Source organism: Cellulomonas sp. P5_E12 (assembly GCF_054049315.1).
This window is the reverse complement of the sequence record NZ_JBFUMP010000030.1, coordinates 1-16110: the sequence shown is the minus strand read 5'-3', so window position 1 is coordinate 16110 and position 16110 is coordinate 1. Positions and strand designations below refer to the sequence as shown.

Here is a 16110-nt window from a genome sequence, read left to right as displayed (position 1 = left end):
CGGTGCGCGGCGACGCACCGCGCAGGAGGCGTCGGCGCCTCGGCGACATGATCGTGCCGATCTTCGCCGCGCTCGCCTTCGTCTACCTGCTCGTCCCCGTCGCGTACACCGTGGTGTTCTCGTTCAACGACGCGGGCAAGACGAACCTCGTCTGGCAGGGCTTCACGCTCGACAACTGGCAGAACCCCTGCGGTGCGCCGCAGGTCTGCGAGGCCTTCGCCAACTCGCTGCAGGTCGGCCTCGTCTCGACGCTGGTCGCGACCGCGCTCGGCACCCTCATCGCGATCGCGCTCGTGCGGTTCCGGTTCCGGGGGCGAGCGCTGACCAACCTGCTGATCTTCCTGCCGATGTCGACGCCCGAGGTCGTGCTGGGCGCCGCGCTGCTCGCGCAGTTCCTCTCCGTGCGGGTGCCGCTGGGCTTCGGCACGGTCGTCGCGGCCCACGTCATGTTCTGCATCAGCTTCGTCGTCGTCACGGTGAAGGCCCGGGTGTCCAGCCTCGACCCGGCGCTCGAGGAGGCCGCGGCCGACCTGTACGCCTCGCCGTGGCAGGCCTTCTGGCGGGTGACCTTCCCGCTGCTGCTGCCCGGGATCGCCGCCGCGGCGCTGCTCGCATTCAGCCTGAGCTTCGACGACTTCATCGTCACCAACTTCACGTCCGGCTCGTACACGACGTTCCCGAAGTTCGTCTACGTGAGCGCGACCCGCGGCATCCCGCCGCAGGCCAACGTGATCAGCTCGTTCATGTTCGTCCTGGCCCTCGTGATCGTGGTGCTGGTCCAGGTGCTCGGCTACGCCCGGGGCAAGCGGCTCGGGGCACAGCGAACGACACAGTGAGGTCGGAGGCGACACTCGTGCGGATCCTGGTGGTCGGTAGCGGCGGGGTGGGCGACGCGGTCGCCCGGATCGCCGCGCGCCGGCGGTTCTTCGAGCGGCTCGTGGTGGCCGACGTGGACCTCGGGCGGGCGCAGCGCACGGTCGAGGCCGCGAGCGCGCACGACGTCGTGGGCGACCGGTTCGTCGCGGCGGTCGTGGACGCGTCGAGCGCGGACGCGGTCGAGGCACTGGCGCGCGAGCACGGGGCGACGCACGTCCTGAACGCCGTCGACCCGCGGTTCGTGCTGCCGATCTTCGAGGGCGTGCGGGCCGCCGGCGCGCACTACCTCGACATGGCGATGTCGCTGTCGCACGCGCACCCGGAGCGGCCGTACGAGCTGCCGGGCGTGAAGCTGGGCGACGAGCAGTTCGCGCAGACCGCCGGCTGGGCGGAGGCGGGGCAGCTGGCCCTGGTCGGCATCGGCGTGGAGCCCGGGCTGTCCGACGTCTTTGCGCGGTACGCCGCCGACCACCTGTTCAGCGCGATCGACGAGCTCGGGGTGCGCGACGGCGCCAACCTCGAGGTGCGCGGCGACGACGGCGAGCCGATCTTCGCGCCCTCGTTCTCCATCTGGACCACGATCGAGGAGTGCCTCAACCCGCCGGTGATCTGGTCGGCCGATCGGGCGGAGGCGGGTGCGGGACTCGAGGACGGCTGGTTCACGGTCGCCCCGTTCCACGAGCCCGAGGTCTTCCGGTTCCCGGAGCCGATCGGCGACGTCGAGTGCGTGCACGTCGAGCACGAGGAGGTGCTCCTCATGCCCCGCTGGGTGGACGCCCGGAAGGTGACGTTCAAGTACGGGCTGGGCGAGGAGTTCATCGGCGTGCTGCAGACGCTGCACCGCCTCGGCCTCGACCGGACCGAGCCGGTGACCGTCCGCGGCGTCCCCGTGAGCCCCCGCGACGTCGTCGCCGCCGCGCTGCCCGACCCTGCGACCATCGGCCCCCGCATGACCGGGTCGACGTGCGCGGGCCTGCTGGTCACCGGCACCGGCAAGGACGGCGCTCCCCGCGAGGTGTACCTGCACCACCTCGTGGACAACGCCTGGTCCATGGCCGAGTACGGCGCGCAGTGCGTCGTGTGGCAGACGGCCGTCAACCCGGTGGTCGCGCTGGAGCTGCTGGCGGCGGGCACCTGGAGCGGGAGCGGGGTGCTCGGGCCGGAGGCGTTCGACGCCGTGCCGTTCCTCGAGCTCCTCGCCGCGCCGACGCCCGAGGGCTACGGCTCGCCGTGGGGGCTGGAGGAGCGGGTTCCCTCGGCCTAGAGGCGGCGGACCGCGTCCTCCAGGACGGTCAGGGCCTCGTCCAGCAGGTCGCGGCCGATGACCAGCGGCGGGAGCAGGCGCAGGACGTTGCCCCACGTGCCGCAGGTGAGCACCAGCACGCCCTGCGCCGCGCACGCGGCCGCCACCTTCTGGGCGGCGGCCTTGTCGGGCTCGAGCGTGCCCGGCCGGACCAGCTCGAGCGCGAGCATCGCACCCCGCCCTCGCACCTCGGCGACCGCGGGCACGTCCGCGAACGCCGCGCGGAGCCGGGGGACCACCGCCGCCTCGATGGCGCGGGCGGCGCCGGCCAGGTCGTCGCGCTCGTAGATCTCGAGGGACGCCAGCGCGGCCGCGCACGCGATCGGGTTGCCGCCGAACGTGCCGCCCAGCCCGCCGGCGTGCACGGCGTCGAGCAGCTCCGCGCGGCCGGTGACGGCGCCCAGCGGCAGCCCGCCGGCGATGCCCTTGGCCAGCGCGACGAGGTCGGGGACCACGCCCTCGTGCTCGCTGGCGAACATCGCCCCCGTGCGCGCGAAGCCGGTCTGCACCTCGTCGGCGACGAACACGATCCCCTTGTCCGCGGCCCACGCCGCCAGCGTCGGCAGGAAACCCGGCGCGGGCACGACGAACCCGCCCTCGCCCAGGATCGGCTCGACCACGAGCGCGGCCACCTGGTCGGCGCCGACCTGCCGCTCGGCCACGTCGATCGCGCGCAGCGCCGCCTGCTCGCCGGTCATCCCCTCGGGGTCCCGCAGCGGGTAGGACGCCGGGACCCGGTACACCTCGCCCGCGAACGGGCCGAACCCCGTCTTGTAGGGCATAGCCCGGGCGGTCATCGCCATCGTGAGGTTGGTGCGCCCGTGGTACGCGTGGTCGAGCACCACCACGGCCTCCCGGCCGGTCGCGCGGCGGGCGATCTTCACCGCGTTCTCGACGGCCTCGGCGCCCGAGTTCACCAGCACCGACCGCTTCTCGTGCGCACCGGGCGTGATCCGGGCCAGCCCCTCGCACACGGCCACGTACTCCTCGTACGGGCTGATCATGAAGCAGGTGTGGGTGAAGTCCGCCGCCTGCGCGGCCACCGCGGCCGCGACCTCCGGGGCGCTGGCACCCACCGACGTCACCGCGATGCCGGCGCCGAGATCGATCAGGACGTTGCCGTCCACGTCCTCGATCACGGCCCCCGCGGCCCGCGACACGTACACCGGGAGCGTCGAGGAGACCCCCGCCGCCACGGCCGCCCGGCGCCGCTCGCCCAGGGCGAGCGAGCGCGGCCCGGGGATCGCCGTGCGCAGGACGCGCCGCTGCTCGAGGGGGTTCACGGGGGCGGAAACAGTGGTCATGGAGGGACGCTATTGCGGATCTCGTGCTTCCGGAAGCACGACACCGACGGAATCCGGCTGCGGGCATGAGCGGCGCGACCGAAGGCCGTTCGGGTGACTCGGGCACGCGTTCAGAAGGTTCCCAGGCTGTCGGGAGAGGATGGGCGCCGCGGGCCGTCGGTGGACCCGCCCCCGAACGCGCTCCGGCGCCGTGCGGGTTCCTGACGGAGGGGTAGATGGCGTACCTGATCGGTGTGCTGATCGTTCTCGTGGTGCTGCTCGCGTCGATCGGGCTCCACGAGATCGGCCACATGGTGCCCGCCAAGCGGTTCGGCGTCCGCGTCAGCCACTACATGGTCGGCTTCGGCCCGACGCTGTGGTCGCGGACCAAGGGGGAGACCGAGTACGGCCTCAAGGCCATCCCGCTGGGCGGCTACGTGCGGCTGGTCGGCATGTACCCGCCGGACGCCGCGGTCGGCAACCCGCCCGCGACGTCGTGGCCCGGCCGGCTCGCACGCGACGCCCGTCAGGCCAGCGCCGACGAGATCCGTCCGGGCGAGGACTCCCGGGCGTTCTACCACCTGTCGACGCCGAAGAAGCTGGTCGTCATGCTCGGCGGGCCGGTGATGAACCTGGTCATCGCGTTCGTGCTCATGACCATCGTGCTCGTCGGCTTCGGGCTGCCCGGCACGAGCACCACCCTCGAGTCGGTCTCGCAGTGCGTCATCCCCGCGAGCGCCGCGCAGGACCGCGGGTGCACCGCCGCCGACGAGGCCGCCCCGGGCGCCGCCGCCGGGCTCGAGCCCGGCGACACCGTGGTGTCCTACGACGGCACCGAGATCGAGTCCTGGGACCAGCTCTCGACGCTCATCCGGTCCACCGGCGAGGAGGCCGTCCCGGTCGTCGTCGAGCGTGACGGCGCCACGGTCGACCTCACCGTCACGCCGGTCGTCGCCGACCGGCCCGTGTACGACGAGAACGGCGAGGTGGTCCTCGGCGCGGACGGCGAGCCGGTGACCAAGCCCGTCGGCTTCCTGGGCGTCTCGCCCGCGAACGAGCTCCAGCGGCAGTCGGTGCTCAGCGTGCCCGGGGTCGTCGCGAGCACCACCTGGCAGACCGTCACGGTCGTCGCCACGCTGCCCGCGCGGGTGGTCGACCTGGTCCAGGCCGAGGTCGAGAACACGCCCCGCGACGTCAACAGCGTCGTGGGCGTCGTCGGCATCGGCCGGTTCGCCGGGGAGATCGCCGCGAGTGACGCCGTCGACTGGCAGATCAAGGCGGCCTCGCTGCTGCAGATGCTCGCCGCGCTGAACATCGCCCTGTTCGTGTTCAACCTCATCCCGCTCCCGCCGCTCGACGGCGGCCACGTCGCCGCCGCACTCTGGGAGGGCGGACGCCGCCAGGTCGCCCGCCTGCGCGGCCTGCCGCGACCCGGCCCGTTCGACTCGGCCAAGCTCGTCCCGCTGGCGTACTCGGTGTTCGTCGTGCTCGGTGCGGTCGGCCTGCTGCTGGTGTACGCCGACATCGTCAACCCGGTGCAGATCTGACGCCGCAGCCGGGGACGACCCATGGTGATCTCGTGCACACGGACCCCTACGGGCGGGCGTGCCGCGTGCCGGGTGCGATGATGGCGACGTGAGCATCCCGATCAGCCTCGGCATGCCGGAGGCGCCCCCTCTGGTCCTGGCACCCCGGCGCAAGACGCGCAAGATCAAGGTCGGCAAGATCGAGGTCGGCGGCGACGCCCCGGTCAGCGTCCAGTCCATGTGCACGACGCAGACCACGGACATCAACAAGACCCTGCAGCAGATCGCGGAGCTGACGGCAGCGGGCTGCGACATCGTGCGCGTCGCGGTCCCCACGCAGGACGACGCCGACGCGCTCCCGGCCATCGCGCACAAGTCGCAGATCCCGGTGATCGCGGACATCCACTTCCAGCCGAAGTACGTGTTCGCCGCCATCGACGCGGGCTGCGCCGCGGTCCGCGTCAACCCGGGCAATATCCGCAAGTTCGACGACCAGGTCAAGGAGATCGCCCGCGCGGCCACCGACGCCGGCACGTCGATCCGGATCGGCGTCAACGCCGGCTCGCTCGACCCGCGCCTGCTGGCGAAGTACGGCAAGGCCACCCCGGAGGCGCTCGTCGAGTCCGCCGTCTGGGAGGCGTCGCTGTTCGAGGAGCACGGCTTCCGCGACTTCAAGATCTCGGTCAAGCACAACGACCCCGTCGTCATGGTCCGCGCCTACGAGCTGCTGTCCGAGCGCGGCGACTGGCCGCTGCACCTCGGCGTGACCGAGGCCGGCCCGGCGTTCCAGGGCACCATCAAGTCCGCGACCGCCTTCGGTGCGCTGCTGAGCCAGGGCATCGGCGACACCATCCGCGTGTCCCTGTCCGCTCCTCCCGTCGAGGAGGTCAAGGTCGGCATCCAGATCCTGCAGTCGCTCAACCTGCGGCCCCGCAAGCTCGAGATCGTGTCGTGCCCGTCGTGCGGCCGCGCGCAGGTCGACGTGTACACGCTCGCCGAGCGCGTGACCGCGGGCCTCGAGGGCATGGAGGTGCCGCTGCGCGTCGCCGTCATGGGCTGCGTCGTCAACGGGCCGGGCGAGGCGCGCGAGGCCGACCTCGGCGTCGCGTCGGGCAACGGCAAGGGCCAGATCTTCGTCAAGGGCGAGGTCATCAAGACCGTCCCCGAGGCGCTCATCGTCGAGACCCTCATCGAGGAGGCCATGCGCCTCGCCGAGAGCATGGATCCCGTCGAGGCGGGCGACGGCTCCCCGGTGGTCACCGTCGGCTGACGGGTGCTGACGCCCAGGTCACTCGATCGACGCGTCGCGACAGCAGGTGTTCGCGGCCGGGGTGGTGCAGGATCTACCCATGGTGCAAGACCGCGCTGCGCTGCTCGACGGCCGGGCCGGGGGCAGAGTCCTCGGAGACGTCGACGTCGCGAGCGCCCTGGCGGTCTGCGCCCGGGACGCGGTCGGGTCCGTCCTGGCGACCGCGCGGCTCGAGCAGGCGGTGGGCACGTCGTTGCGGGCGGCCGGAGGATCCCTGTGGGGGTACGAGGAGGACGGTGAGCTCCTCGCCGTCTGCTTCGCCGGCGCCAACATGGTCCCCGTGGTGCCGGTGGACGACTCGCGGACCGTGAGCCGCGCGCTCGACGCGTTCGCCGGGCTCGCCCGCAGCCAGGGCAGGCGGTGCTCGTCGATCGTCGGCCCGGCCGAGGCCGTGCTCGGACTGTGGGGCCGGCTCCGCTACTTCTGGCCCGCCGCTCGCGAGGTCCGCGACGACCAGCCGTCGATGCTCATCGAGAGCGCCCCGCTCGTCACCGCCGACCCGAGGGTCCGCCGGTCGCGGCCCGACGAGTTCGACGTGGTGCTGCCGGCCTGCGTGAGCATGTTCACCGAGGAGGTCGGCTACTCGCCGGTCAGCGGCCCCGGCGGGCCCTACGAGACGCGGGTCACCGGGCTCATCGCGCAGGGCCGGTCGTTCGTCCGCATCGAACCCGTCGAGCAGGACCGCCGGCTCGTGCGGCGGCCCTCCGGCAAGGTCGTGTTCAAGGCCGAGCTCGGCGCGGTCGCCGGGGGAGTGGCTCAGGTGCAGGGCGTCTGGGTTGCCCCCGACCGACGAGGGGAGCGGATCTCCGAGGCGGGGATGGCCGCGGTCGTGCAGATCGCGCGCAGCGAGGTCGCGTCGCAGGTGTCGTTGTACGTGAACAACTACAACGCCCGCGCGCTCGCGTCCTACCGCGCGGTGGGCTTCCGTCAGGTCGGCACGTACGCGACGGTGCTCTTCTAGCGAGTCGCGTCGGGGTCGGCTGGGACCCGGCATGGTCCAGCCAGCCCTACCCCCAAGACGTGTGCAGGCTCTCCTGACCTGGGCCGTCGCGTCTTCGACGATGGACGCATGACGACTCATGACGGCCCGCTGACCCGAATCGCGACCTGGAGCGCGACGCACCGGTGGACCGCGATCGGGCTCTGGCTGGCGGCCGTCGCGCTGACGGCGGCGTTCAGCGTGCTGACGCCGACGCACGCGGCGACCGCCCTCGAGCTGGGCGTCGGCGAGTCGGGGGTCGCGGCACGCATCGCCGCCGATGCCGGGCACGTCGACCCCCTCGTCGAGAATGCGCTGCTCACGGCCCGCTCGGGCACCCTGGACGCGACCGACGCCGACGCTGCGGCGGCCGAGCTGTCGGCCGGGCTCGGCGCGCTGGACGAGGTGTCCGCCGTCCAGGGACCCATCACGTCCGACGACGGTTCCGCCATCCTGGTCCGCGCGACGATGTCCGGCGACCCGGACACGGCCGACGCGCGCGTTCCCGCTCTGCAGGCCCTCGTGGCCGAGGTCCAGGCGGCCCACCCCGGCCTGCGGGTCGAGGAGGTCGGACCGGCGTCGATCGATGCGCAGTTCCAGGAGTGGCTCGGGCAGAGCCTGGGCGGTGCGACGGTGCTCAGCGTGCCCGTCACGCTGGTGATCCTGCTGGTGGTCTTCGGCGCGATCGTCATGGCGGGCATCCCGCTGGTCCTTGCGCTGTTCTCGGTCGCATCCGGCCTGGGCCTGTGGGCCTTGGCGTCGCAGCTCATCCCCGATCCCGGCATGGTGCCGGACGTGCTCGTCCTGATGGGGCTGGCCGTCGGGGTCGACTACTCGCTGTTCTACCTGCGCCGGTTCCGCGAGGAGCGCCGCAGCGGTCAGGGCGAGGTCGACGCGATCCGGGTGGCGGCCCGTACCGCCGGGCACTCCGTGCTGGTGTCCGGCGTCGCGGTCATGGTCGCGGTCGGCGGGCTGTACGTCGCGGGCAACCCCGTGTTCTCCGCGATCGCCACCGGCGCGATCCTCGTGGTCCTGGTCTCGCTGGTCTCGTCGCTGACCGTTCTGCCCGCGCTGCTCGCCGTCGTCGGACGGTGGGTCGACCGGCCGCGGGTGCCGGTGCTGTGGCGGCTGGGCGGCGCCGCGCGGCAGCCCCGCGTCGTGCCGGCGGTCCTGCGCCCCGTGCTGGCGCACCCCGCCGTCGCGACGACCGCGTCGGTCGGGTTGCTCCTCGCGCTGGCCGCGCCGTTGCTGGGGATCTCGCTGCACAACTCGGGCGTCGCCGACTTCCCGCGGGAGCTGTCCACCATGCAGGGGTACGACCGCCTGGTCGCCGCGTTCCCGCAGAGCACGCCGGCCGGTGTCGTCGTGGCCACGGTCCCGGTGGGCGAGGAGGGCGAGCTCGTCACCCAGGTCGAGGCGCTGGAGAACGCGGTCACGGATCGGCCCGAGGTGTTCGCCGCCGGTACCGATGCACCGTGGTTCTCGACGGACGGTCGCACCGTGGTCCTGCCCGTGGCCTTCGCCACCACCGACTCCGGGCCGGGCGCGGTCGACACGCTCCGCGACTCGCTGGTCCCTGTGACGCTGGGCTCGATCGACGGCGCCGACGTGGGCGTGGGGGGCGATACGGCGAGTGACGTCGACTTCACCTCGAACCTGGAGCGCGCGACGCCGATCGTGCTGCTCGTCGTCCTCGCTCTGACGTTCGCGGTGATGCTGGTCGCGTTCCGCTCGCTGGCGGTGGCCGGCCTGACCGTGCTGCTGAACGTGCTCTCGATGGGCGCCACGTTCGGCATCCTGACCGCGGCGTTCCAGGGCCCGTGGGCGGACCCGACCTCACGGCTCGTGGTCGCCTACATCCCCATGCTGGTGTTCGTGATCCTCAGCGGCCTGTCGATCGACTACCACGTGTTCGTCGTGAGCCGGGTCCGCGAGAACGCGATGTCCGGGATGTCGACGCGGGACGCGATCCTCGACGGGGTGAGCCGCACCGCCGGGACCGTCACCAGTGCGGCGCTCGTGATGATCGGGGTGTTCTCGATCTTCGCGGTGCAGAGCTACGTCGACCTCAGGCAGCTGGGCGTCGGGCTCGCGGTCGGGATCCTGCTGGACGCGACGCTGGTCCGGGTCGTGGTGCTGCCCGCGACGATGATGCTCGCACGCCGCCACCTGTGGTGGCCGGGCGACCGGTCGACGGCACCCGCGGTCGAACCCGACCGGGTGCTCGCGAGCGTGTGAGGGTCGGGCCTTCAGCGCAGCAGCCGGGACATCCGGCGGTCGGCCAGCGGCTTGCCGCCGGTCTGGCAGGTCGGGCAGTACTGCAGTGACGAGTCGGCGAACGACACCTCGTGCACCGTGTCCCCGCACGGCACGTCGTTCCACCCGGGGCACGGCTCGCCCGTCCGGCCGTGCACCTTCATGCCGCGCCGCTTGGCGTCCTTGAGCTCGGTGGCGGGCTTGCCGGAGGCCGACTCCACCGCACCCGTGAGGACCTCGCGGATCGCCTCCCAGAGCGTGCGGGTGCGTTCCGCGTCGAACGACTTCGTCATGGCGAACGGGCTCATCCGTGCCGCCAGCAGGATCTCGTCCGAGTAGGCGTTGCCGATGCCGGCGATCGTCCCCTGGTCGCGCAGCAGGCCCTTGACCTGCTGGTTGCGCGCGGCCAGCAGCTCGGCCAGCCGGTCCTCGGTGAACTCGTCGGAGAGCGGCTCGACGCCGAGCGTCGCGATCTGCGGCACCTCGGACGGGTCCTCGACGACGTGCACCGCGAGCCGCTTGCGCGTCCCCGCCTCGGTGAGGTCGAAGCCCGAGCCGTCGTCGAGGCGGACGCGCAGCGCCAGCGGCGACTTCCCGGGCCGCACCGGATTGGTGGACAGCTGCTCGGACCAGCGCACCCAGCCGGCGCGCGAGAGGTGCCAGACCAGGTGCAGGGGCTCGCCCGTCGGGGTCGCGACCATGAGGTCCAGCCACTTGCCGTGCCGCTGGGCGTCCACGACGGTGCCGCCGACGAGCGCGTCGGGCGGCGGGCGGAACGTCTTCAGCGCGCTGATCGCCCCGACCGACACCTCGGTCACGGCGTGGTCGGCCATCCGCCCGCGCAGGAACTGCGCGAGCGCCTCGACCTCGGGCAGCTCCGGCACGGTCCCCATCGTGTCCTACGAGGCAATCCCGTGCGAGCTACCGGGCGGGGACAACTACGCTCCTCCCTATGCTCATCCGCCTCTCCCAGCTCTTCTTCCGCACCCTGCGCGAGGACCCGGTCGACGCCGAGGTCGCCAGCCACCGGCTGCTCGTGCGCGCGGGCTACATCCGCCGCGCGGCCCCCGGCATCTACACCTGGCTGCCGCTGGGCCTGCGGGTGCTGGCCAAGGTGGAAGAGGTCGTCCGCGAGGAGATGACCGCGGCCGGGGCCCAGGAGGTGCACTTCCCGGCGCTGCTGCCCAAGGAGCCGTACGAGGCGACGGGCCGCTGGTCGGAGTACGGGCCGAACATCTTCCGGCTGAAGGACCGCAAGGGTGGCGACTACCTGCTCGCGCCGACGCACGAGGAGATGTTCACCCTCCTGGTCAAGGACCTGTACTCGTCGTACAAGGACCTGCCGCTGACGCTCTTCCAGATCCAGACCAAGTACCGCGACGAGGCCCGCCCGCGCGCGGGGCTCATCCGCGGGCGCGAGTTCATCATGAAGGACGCCTATTCGTTCGACGTCGACGACGCCGGCCTGGAGGCCTCGTACCAGCGGCAGCGCGACGCGTACCAGCGCATCTTCGACCGCCTCGGCCTCGAGTACGTCATCGTCGCCGCCACCTCGGGGGCGATGGGCGGCTCGCGCTCGGAGGAGTTCCTCACGCCGACCGCGATCGGCGAGGACACCTTCGTGCGCTCGCCCGGCGGGTACGCGGCGAACGTCGAGGCCGTCACCACGGTCGTGCCGGACGCCGTGCCGTTCGACGACGCCCCGGCGGCCCACGTCGAGGACACCCCCGACACGCCGACCATCGACACGCTCGTCGCGGTCGCGAACGAGCGCTTCGCCCGGCCGGACCGAGCATGGACCGCGGCGGACACGCTGAAGAACGTCGTGCTGGCGCTCGTGCACCCGAGCGGCGAGCGGGAGCTGCTCGTCGTCGGCCTGCCCGGCGACCGCGAGGTCGACCTCAAGCGCCTCGAGGCGGCTGTTGCGCCTGCCGAGGTCGAGGCCGCCGGCGACGCCGACTTCGCCGCGCACCCGGAGCTCGTCCGCGGTTACCTGGGACCCGATGTCCTGGGTCCGAACGTCCCACGTGCCGAAGGCACCGACGACACAGCGCGCACCGCGGTCCGCTACCTGCTCGACCCCCGGGTCGTCGACGGGACGCGGTGGATCACCGGGGCCAACGAGCACGGCAAGCACGTGTTCGACCTCGTCGCGGGCCGCGACTTCACCGCCGACGGCACGGTCGAGGCCGCCGAGGTGCGCGCCGGCGACCCGGCGCCCGACGGCTCCGGTCCGCTCGAGCTCGCGCGCGGCATCGAGATCGGCCACATCTTCGCGCTCGGCCGCAAGTACGCCCAGGCCCTGGGCCTGACGGTGCTGGACCAGAACGGCAAGGCGCAGGTGGTCACCATGGGCTCCTACGGCATCGGCGTGACGCGCGTGCTCGCCGCCCTGGCGGAGGCGAACAACGACGAGCGCGGGCTGGCCTGGCCGGCCCACGTCGCCCCGGCACACGTGCACGTCGTGGCCACCGGCAAGGACCCCGCGGTGTTCGAGGCCGCCGAGGCGCTCTCCACCGAGCTGTCGGGCCGCGGTGTCGAGGTGCTCTACGACGACCGCCCCGGCAAGGTCTCGCCCGGCGTGAAGTTCGCCGACGCGGAGCTCCTGGGCGTCCCGCTGGTGGTCGTCGTCGGCCGCGGTCTGGCCGAGGGCCTCGTCGAGGTGCGCCCGCGCGTCGGCGGCACCACGGAGCAGGTCCCGGTCGCCGAGGCCGCGGACCGGGTCTCCGCGCTGGTCACGGAGCTGCTGACCGCCTGAGCAGCACGCAACGTCCGAGCAGAGGCCCTGGCCAGCTTCTGCTCGGACGTTGTGGTCAGCCGGTGGGCTGCTGGGCGCGCTCCGGGAGGCCCGGGAACGGGACGGGGGTCGCGCCCCACGCGGCGGCGGCGTCGGTCGCGGCGCGCAGGCCGTCGATGAGCGTCGCCCGGCTCCCCGGAGGGGCCTGCCCGATCGCGTTCGCGTAGGCGTCGGCGACCGAGGTCTCGAGCGTGCGGGCCAGCGTGGTCGCGACCGCGGGGTCGTCGAGCCCCGAGGGGAGCGTGTAGGACGCCCGCCGGGGGTCCTGCGCGGCCCCGTCGATGCCGGCGGCGCCCGCCCAGGCCTCGCTGCGCGCGCGGTGCGTCGCGGCGGCGGCGGAGGCGGCGGTCCGCTGGTCGCCGGAGAGCTTGGCGGCGATCACCTCGAACCCGTAGCCGGCCTGGTCGTGCACGAGCGCGAGGGTCGCCAGCTCGTCCGTGCCCAGGCCGTCGACGCCGGCGGTCGGGCTGGGCGACGGGTCGACCGGCGGCGCCTCGTCGGGGACGAGCGGCGGCACCTCCGCGCCCGCGGCGCGTGCCAGGCGGGTCGCCAGCTCTCCTCGGGAGGTGGCGACCGACGCGACGAGCCGCGCGAGCGGGCCGTCGGGGACGGCGTCGGCGTCGGCCAGGGCGGTGCGGGTCGCGGTCGCGAGCTCCGCGAGGACGTCGGCCACCGTGGCGGCCGCCGTGGGGGGTGGGCTCGTGGGGGAGCCTGTGGGAGCCGGCAGGCCCGAGACGTAGACGCCGCCCAGCTGGTCGGCGTGCTGGTCCGAGAACGCGGAAACGTCGGCGAGGACGGGCGCGACCGGTTCCACGGCGCCGTCGGGCAGCAGGGCGGCGGCCCCCGCGGCCTGCGCGAGGGCGAGCGAGTCGGCGACCGTGCGGGCGCGGACCTGCTCGACGGCGTCGGGGCTGGGCTCCGTCGGAGGGGGTGTCTCGGCCCGCAGGCCGCAGGCCGCGAGCGTGAGAACCATCACGGCCGCGGCGAGCGCGCGGACCAGGGGGCGCGCGAGATCCCGCGGGCTGGCAGGGTCGGGTCGCGCGCTCATCGCCGGTGATCCTGCCACGCCACGGGCGCGCGGCCGTCGGGCACGCGCGGACTCGTTACTCTGGACCCACAACATCACAGGGTCGCAACGTCGCTCGCCGACGACCCGCTGGACCGACAGGAGGCTGACATGGTCGCGCCAGCACACGCAGAGCGGGTCCGCCACGTCGTGGAGCCTGCCGTCGTGGCCGGGGGTCTCGTGCTCGAGGACGTCACCGTGCGCAAGTCCGGGACGCGTTCCGTCGTCGAGGTGGTCGTCGACGTGACCGAGGACGACGAGGGCGAGCTGGACCTCGACCGGGTGGCCGAGGCGACCCGCGCGGTCTCCGACGCGCTCGACGCGGCCGACGTCATCGTCGGCGAGTACACGCTCGACGTCATGAGCCCGGGCGTCTACCGGCCGCTCACGGAGCGCCGGCACTACACGCGCGCCGTGGGACGTATGGTCACGGTCACGCTGTCGGACGGCGCCAAGCTGGCCGGCCGGCTGACCGAGGTCGACCGTGCCGACCAGGCGGAGGGCGACGTGATCGTCGTCGTGCCGGTCACGCCGGGCCGCAAGGGCCGCAAGCCGGTGGTCGGCGACCCGGTCCGCGTGCTCCTGACCGAGGTGCGCGAGTCGCACGTCGAGGTGGACCTGTCGGGCATCGGCCCTGTGGACGTGGACCAAGACGAGAGAGCCGGCCACGACGCCGGACAGGAGAGCTGAGATGGACATCGACATGAGCACGCTGCGGCTGCTCGAGCGTGAGCGGGAGATCAGCCTCGACGTGCTGGTCTCCGCGATCGAGCAGGCGCTGCTGTCCGCCTACCACCGCACGCCGGGTGCCCAGACCCGCGCGCGCGTGGAGGTCGACCGCAAGACCGGGCACGTCACCGTCTGGGCCCGCGAGGCCGCGCCGGTCGGCGAGCCGGACGACGAGGGGATCCTGCCGCCGCCGGGGCCCGACGGCCCCGAGTACGACGACACCCCCGACGGGTTCGGCCGCATCGCGACGGCCACCGCCCGCCAGGTCATCGTGCAGCGACTGCGGGACGCCGAGGACGACCAGGTGCTGGGTGCCTTCCGCGGCAAGGAGGGTGAGGTCCTCGGCGGCGTCATCCAGCAGGGCCGCGACCCGCGCACCGTGCTCATCGACGTCGGTGGGACCGAAGCCGTCCTGCCCGCCCACGAGCAGGTGCCGGGCGAGGAGTACGTGCACGGCGACCGCATCCGCGGCTACGTCCTCGAGGTGGCCCGGGGGCAGCGCGGTCCGCAGGTGACGCTGTCGCGCACGCACCCGAACCTGGTGCGCAAGCTGTTCGCGCTCGAGGTGCCCGAGGTGGCCGACGGCACCGTCGAGATCACGGCGATGGCGCGCGAGGCGGGCCACCGCACCAAGATGGCCGTCCGCGCCACCGTCCCGGGCGTCAACGCCAAGGGCGCCTGCATCGGGCCGATGGGCGGCCGCGTGCGCGCCGTGATGGCGGAGCTGCACGGCGAGAAGATCGACATCGTCGACCACTCGGACGACCCGGCGGAGATGATCGGGCACGCGCTGTCGCCCGCCCGCGTGCTCTCCGTGACGGTCGTCGACGCCGAGGCGCGCGCCGCGCGCGTGGTCGTGCCGGACTACCAGCTGTCGCTCGCCATCGGCAAGGAGGGCCAGAACGCTCGCCTCGCGGCGAAGCTCACGGGGTGGCGCATCGACATCCGCTCCGACGCCGAGGTGCCGGGAGAGAGCGTGTCGCAAGGCGCCCACGGCGCTCATGACGGCGCGGACGGGCAGTGAGTGACCTCACGAGTGACGCCGTCCGTGCCTCGGCGCGGTAGACTGACCGCGGCTGGGCCGGATGTCCGGCTCCTCCCGTCGAGCCGGCGGACCCCACAGAAGCAGAACGATGTCTCTGGCATGGGTCCGGTGCGCACATGCGTGGGGTGCCGAGCCACCGGCCCGAGGTCAGCCCTGCTGAGGGTGGTCGTCGCGAAGGACAGTGCTTCCGCACTCGTCGTGGACGTCGGTCGCCGGATGCCGGGCAGGGGGGCATGGCTGCACCCCGATCCTGGATGTCTCGAGAAGGCCGAACGCCGACGTGCGTTCGGGCGTGCCCTGCGAGTTGCGGGGCAGCCCGACACGAGCGCGGTCCACCGCCACCTCGAGCACCAGGAGCAGGACGTCGTCGGGTAGTTCCCGGCGACGAGGCCGATCGTCGATACGGAAAGCGGGTTGGAAGCCGATGGCTGCCCGATGAGCACGCACCGATGAGTACCCAGCGATGAGTACCCAGCACTAACGACGGTCCGACCCTGTCCGGGCGGACCGAGACAGGAGAGATGTGGCCAAGGTCCGCGTCTACGAGCTCGCCAAAGAGCTCGGGGTCGACAGCAAGACCATCATGACCAAGCTGAACGAGTTCGGTGAGTTCGTTCGCTCGGCATCCTCGACCATCGAACCGCCGGTCGTCCGCAAGCTGCGTGACACCTACCCGGTCGGTGGCGGAGGTTCCGCCCCCGCAGCAGCACCAGCCCCGAAGGCACCGGCACGCCCGGCGCCCGCCCCGGCCGCCGCTGCCCCCACAGCACCCGCACCCGCTGCGCCGGTCGAGGCTCCGCGCCCCGCGCCGGCCGCTGCTGCAGCGCCCGCCGCACCGGCCGCACCCGCTGCTCCGGCTCCGGCACGTCCGGCTCCCGCGCGTCCGGCCCCGGCCGCCGCGCAGGCACCTGCCGCCGCCCCCGCGGCCGCTTCGACGGCTC

At 73.2% G+C, this 16110-nt stretch carries 14 protein-coding genes; 11 read left to right on the top strand and 3 right to left on the bottom strand.

Annotated features, from left to right (window positions below; translation table 11 throughout):
• Positions 1-47 precede the first annotated feature (47 nt).
• Together ACXJKA_RS18135 and ACXJKA_RS18130 are read left to right on the top strand one after the other, a co-directional pair.
• Complete coding sequence (locus ACXJKA_RS18135) at positions 48-836, top strand: ABC transporter permease (RefSeq protein WP_456826628.1); 789 nt, start codon at positions 48-50, stop codon at positions 834-836.
• 17 nt (positions 837-853) lie between these two features.
• The gene (locus tag ACXJKA_RS18130) at positions 854-2140 is read left to right on the top strand and encodes a saccharopine dehydrogenase family protein (RefSeq protein WP_456826592.1); all 1287 of its coding nucleotides are present in this window, start codon (positions 854-856) and stop codon (positions 2138-2140) included.
• On the opposite strand, the gene gabT is transcribed toward ACXJKA_RS18130, so the two are convergent.
• Positions 2137-3483: a 4-aminobutyrate--2-oxoglutarate transaminase gene (gene gabT, locus ACXJKA_RS18125; protein WP_456826591.1), complete on the bottom strand. Its 1347-nt coding sequence runs from the start codon at positions 3481-3483 to the stop codon at positions 2137-2139. The two genes, ACXJKA_RS18130 and gabT, sit on opposite strands and share 4 nt — an antisense overlap.
• A 215-nt stretch (positions 3484-3698) precedes the next feature.
• On the opposite strand from gabT, the gene ACXJKA_RS18120 reads away from it, so the two are divergent.
• From ACXJKA_RS18120 to ACXJKA_RS18105, 4 genes are all read left to right on the top strand, one after another.
• Positions 3699-5009 carry a M50 family metallopeptidase gene (locus ACXJKA_RS18120; protein WP_456826590.1) on the top strand — a complete coding sequence of 437 codons (1311 nt, stop codon included), beginning with the start codon at positions 3699-3701 and terminating at the stop codon, positions 5007-5009.
• 112 nt (positions 5010-5121) lie between these two features.
• Positions 5122-6258 (top strand): flavodoxin-dependent (E)-4-hydroxy-3-methylbut-2-enyl-diphosphate synthase, encoded by a 1137-nt coding sequence (gene ispG / locus ACXJKA_RS18115; RefSeq protein ID WP_456826627.1) that lies wholly within the window; start codon positions 5122-5124, stop codon positions 6256-6258.
• A gap of 79 nt (positions 6259-6337) precedes the next feature.
• Positions 6338-7258 (top strand): GNAT family N-acetyltransferase, encoded by a 921-nt coding sequence (locus tag ACXJKA_RS18110; RefSeq protein WP_456826589.1) that lies wholly within the window; start codon positions 6338-6340, stop codon positions 7256-7258.
• Between the two features lie 108 nt (positions 7259-7366).
• Positions 7367-9514 carry an MMPL family transporter gene (locus ACXJKA_RS18105; RefSeq protein WP_456826588.1) on the top strand — a complete coding sequence of 716 codons (2148 nt, stop codon included), beginning with the start codon at positions 7367-7369 and terminating at the stop codon, positions 9512-9514.
• Positions 9515-9525: 11 nt separating this feature from the next.
• Here the strand turns inward: ACXJKA_RS18105 and ACXJKA_RS18100 are convergent, their stop codons facing one another.
• Positions 9526-10416 (bottom strand): Fpg/Nei family DNA glycosylase, encoded by an 891-nt coding sequence (locus tag ACXJKA_RS18100; protein ID WP_456826587.1) that lies wholly within the window; start codon positions 10414-10416, stop codon positions 9526-9528.
• 68 nt (positions 10417-10484) lie between these two features.
• Here ACXJKA_RS18100 and ACXJKA_RS18095 point away from each other — a divergent pair, with 68 nt between their 5' ends.
• A complete protein-coding gene (locus ACXJKA_RS18095; RefSeq protein ID WP_456826586.1) occupies positions 10485-12290 on the top strand; it encodes a proline--tRNA ligase in 1806 nt (601 codons plus the stop codon).
• A 55-nt stretch (positions 12291-12345) separates the two neighbouring features.
• On the opposite strand, the gene ACXJKA_RS18090 is transcribed toward ACXJKA_RS18095, so the two are convergent.
• Positions 12346-13377, bottom strand: coding sequence for a DUF4439 domain-containing protein (locus ACXJKA_RS18090; protein ID WP_456826585.1), 1032 nt, complete (start codon positions 13375-13377; stop codon positions 12346-12348).
• A gap of 129 nt (positions 13378-13506) precedes the next feature.
• Here ACXJKA_RS18090 and ACXJKA_RS18085 point away from each other — a divergent pair, with 129 nt between their 5' ends.
• The 4 genes from ACXJKA_RS18085 to ACXJKA_RS18070 form a co-directional block, all read left to right on the top strand.
• Positions 13507-14085, top strand: a complete 579-nt coding sequence (locus ACXJKA_RS18085; protein WP_456826584.1) for a ribosome maturation factor RimP — start codon at positions 13507-13509, stop codon at positions 14083-14085.
• Position 14086: 1 nt separating this feature from the next.
• Entirely contained in the window at positions 14087-15148 is a 1062-nt protein-coding gene (nusA, locus tag ACXJKA_RS18080; protein ID WP_456826583.1) for a transcription termination factor NusA, read from the top strand.
• Positions 15149-15268: 120 nt separating this feature from the next.
• Positions 15269-15544, top strand: a complete 276-nt coding sequence (locus ACXJKA_RS18075; RefSeq protein WP_456826582.1) for a YlxR family protein — start codon at positions 15269-15271, stop codon at positions 15542-15544.
• 148 nt (positions 15545-15692) lie between these two features.
• Positions 15693-16110: translation initiation factor IF-2 N-terminal domain-containing protein (locus tag ACXJKA_RS18070; RefSeq protein ID WP_456826581.1), on the top strand; the 418-nt coding region annotated here is incomplete at its 3' end.

Bases quoted from the DNA above. Each gene is read 5' to 3' on its own strand.
- ACXJKA_RS18135 (WP_456826628.1), top strand. From the start codon at position 48: ATGATCGTGCCGATCTTCGCCGCGCTCGCCTTCGTCTACCTGCTCGTC.
- gabT (WP_456826591.1), bottom strand. From the start codon at position 3,483: ATGACCACTGTTTCCGCCCCCGTGAACCCCCTCGAGCAGCGGCGCGTC.
- ACXJKA_RS18120 (WP_456826590.1), top strand. From the start codon at position 3,699: ATGGCGTACCTGATCGGTGTGCTGATCGTTCTCGTGGTGCTGCTCGCG.
- ispG (WP_456826627.1), top strand. From the start codon at position 5,122: ATGCCGGAGGCGCCCCCTCTGGTCCTGGCACCCCGGCGCAAGACGCGC.
- ACXJKA_RS18110 (WP_456826589.1), top strand. From the start codon at position 6,338: ATGGTGCAAGACCGCGCTGCGCTGCTCGACGGCCGGGCCGGGGGCAGA.
- ACXJKA_RS18105 (WP_456826588.1), top strand. From the start codon at position 7,367: ATGACGACTCATGACGGCCCGCTGACCCGAATCGCGACCTGGAGCGCG.
- ACXJKA_RS18095 (WP_456826586.1), top strand. From the start codon at position 10,485: ATGCTCATCCGCCTCTCCCAGCTCTTCTTCCGCACCCTGCGCGAGGAC.
- ACXJKA_RS18090 (WP_456826585.1), bottom strand. From the start codon at position 13,377: ATGAGCGCGCGACCCGACCCTGCCAGCCCGCGGGATCTCGCGCGCCCC.
- ACXJKA_RS18085 (WP_456826584.1), top strand. From the start codon at position 13,507: ATGGTCGCGCCAGCACACGCAGAGCGGGTCCGCCACGTCGTGGAGCCT.
- nusA (WP_456826583.1), top strand. From the start codon at position 14,087: ATGGACATCGACATGAGCACGCTGCGGCTGCTCGAGCGTGAGCGGGAG.
- ACXJKA_RS18075 (WP_456826582.1), top strand. From the start codon at position 15,269: ATGGGTCCGGTGCGCACATGCGTGGGGTGCCGAGCCACCGGCCCGAGG.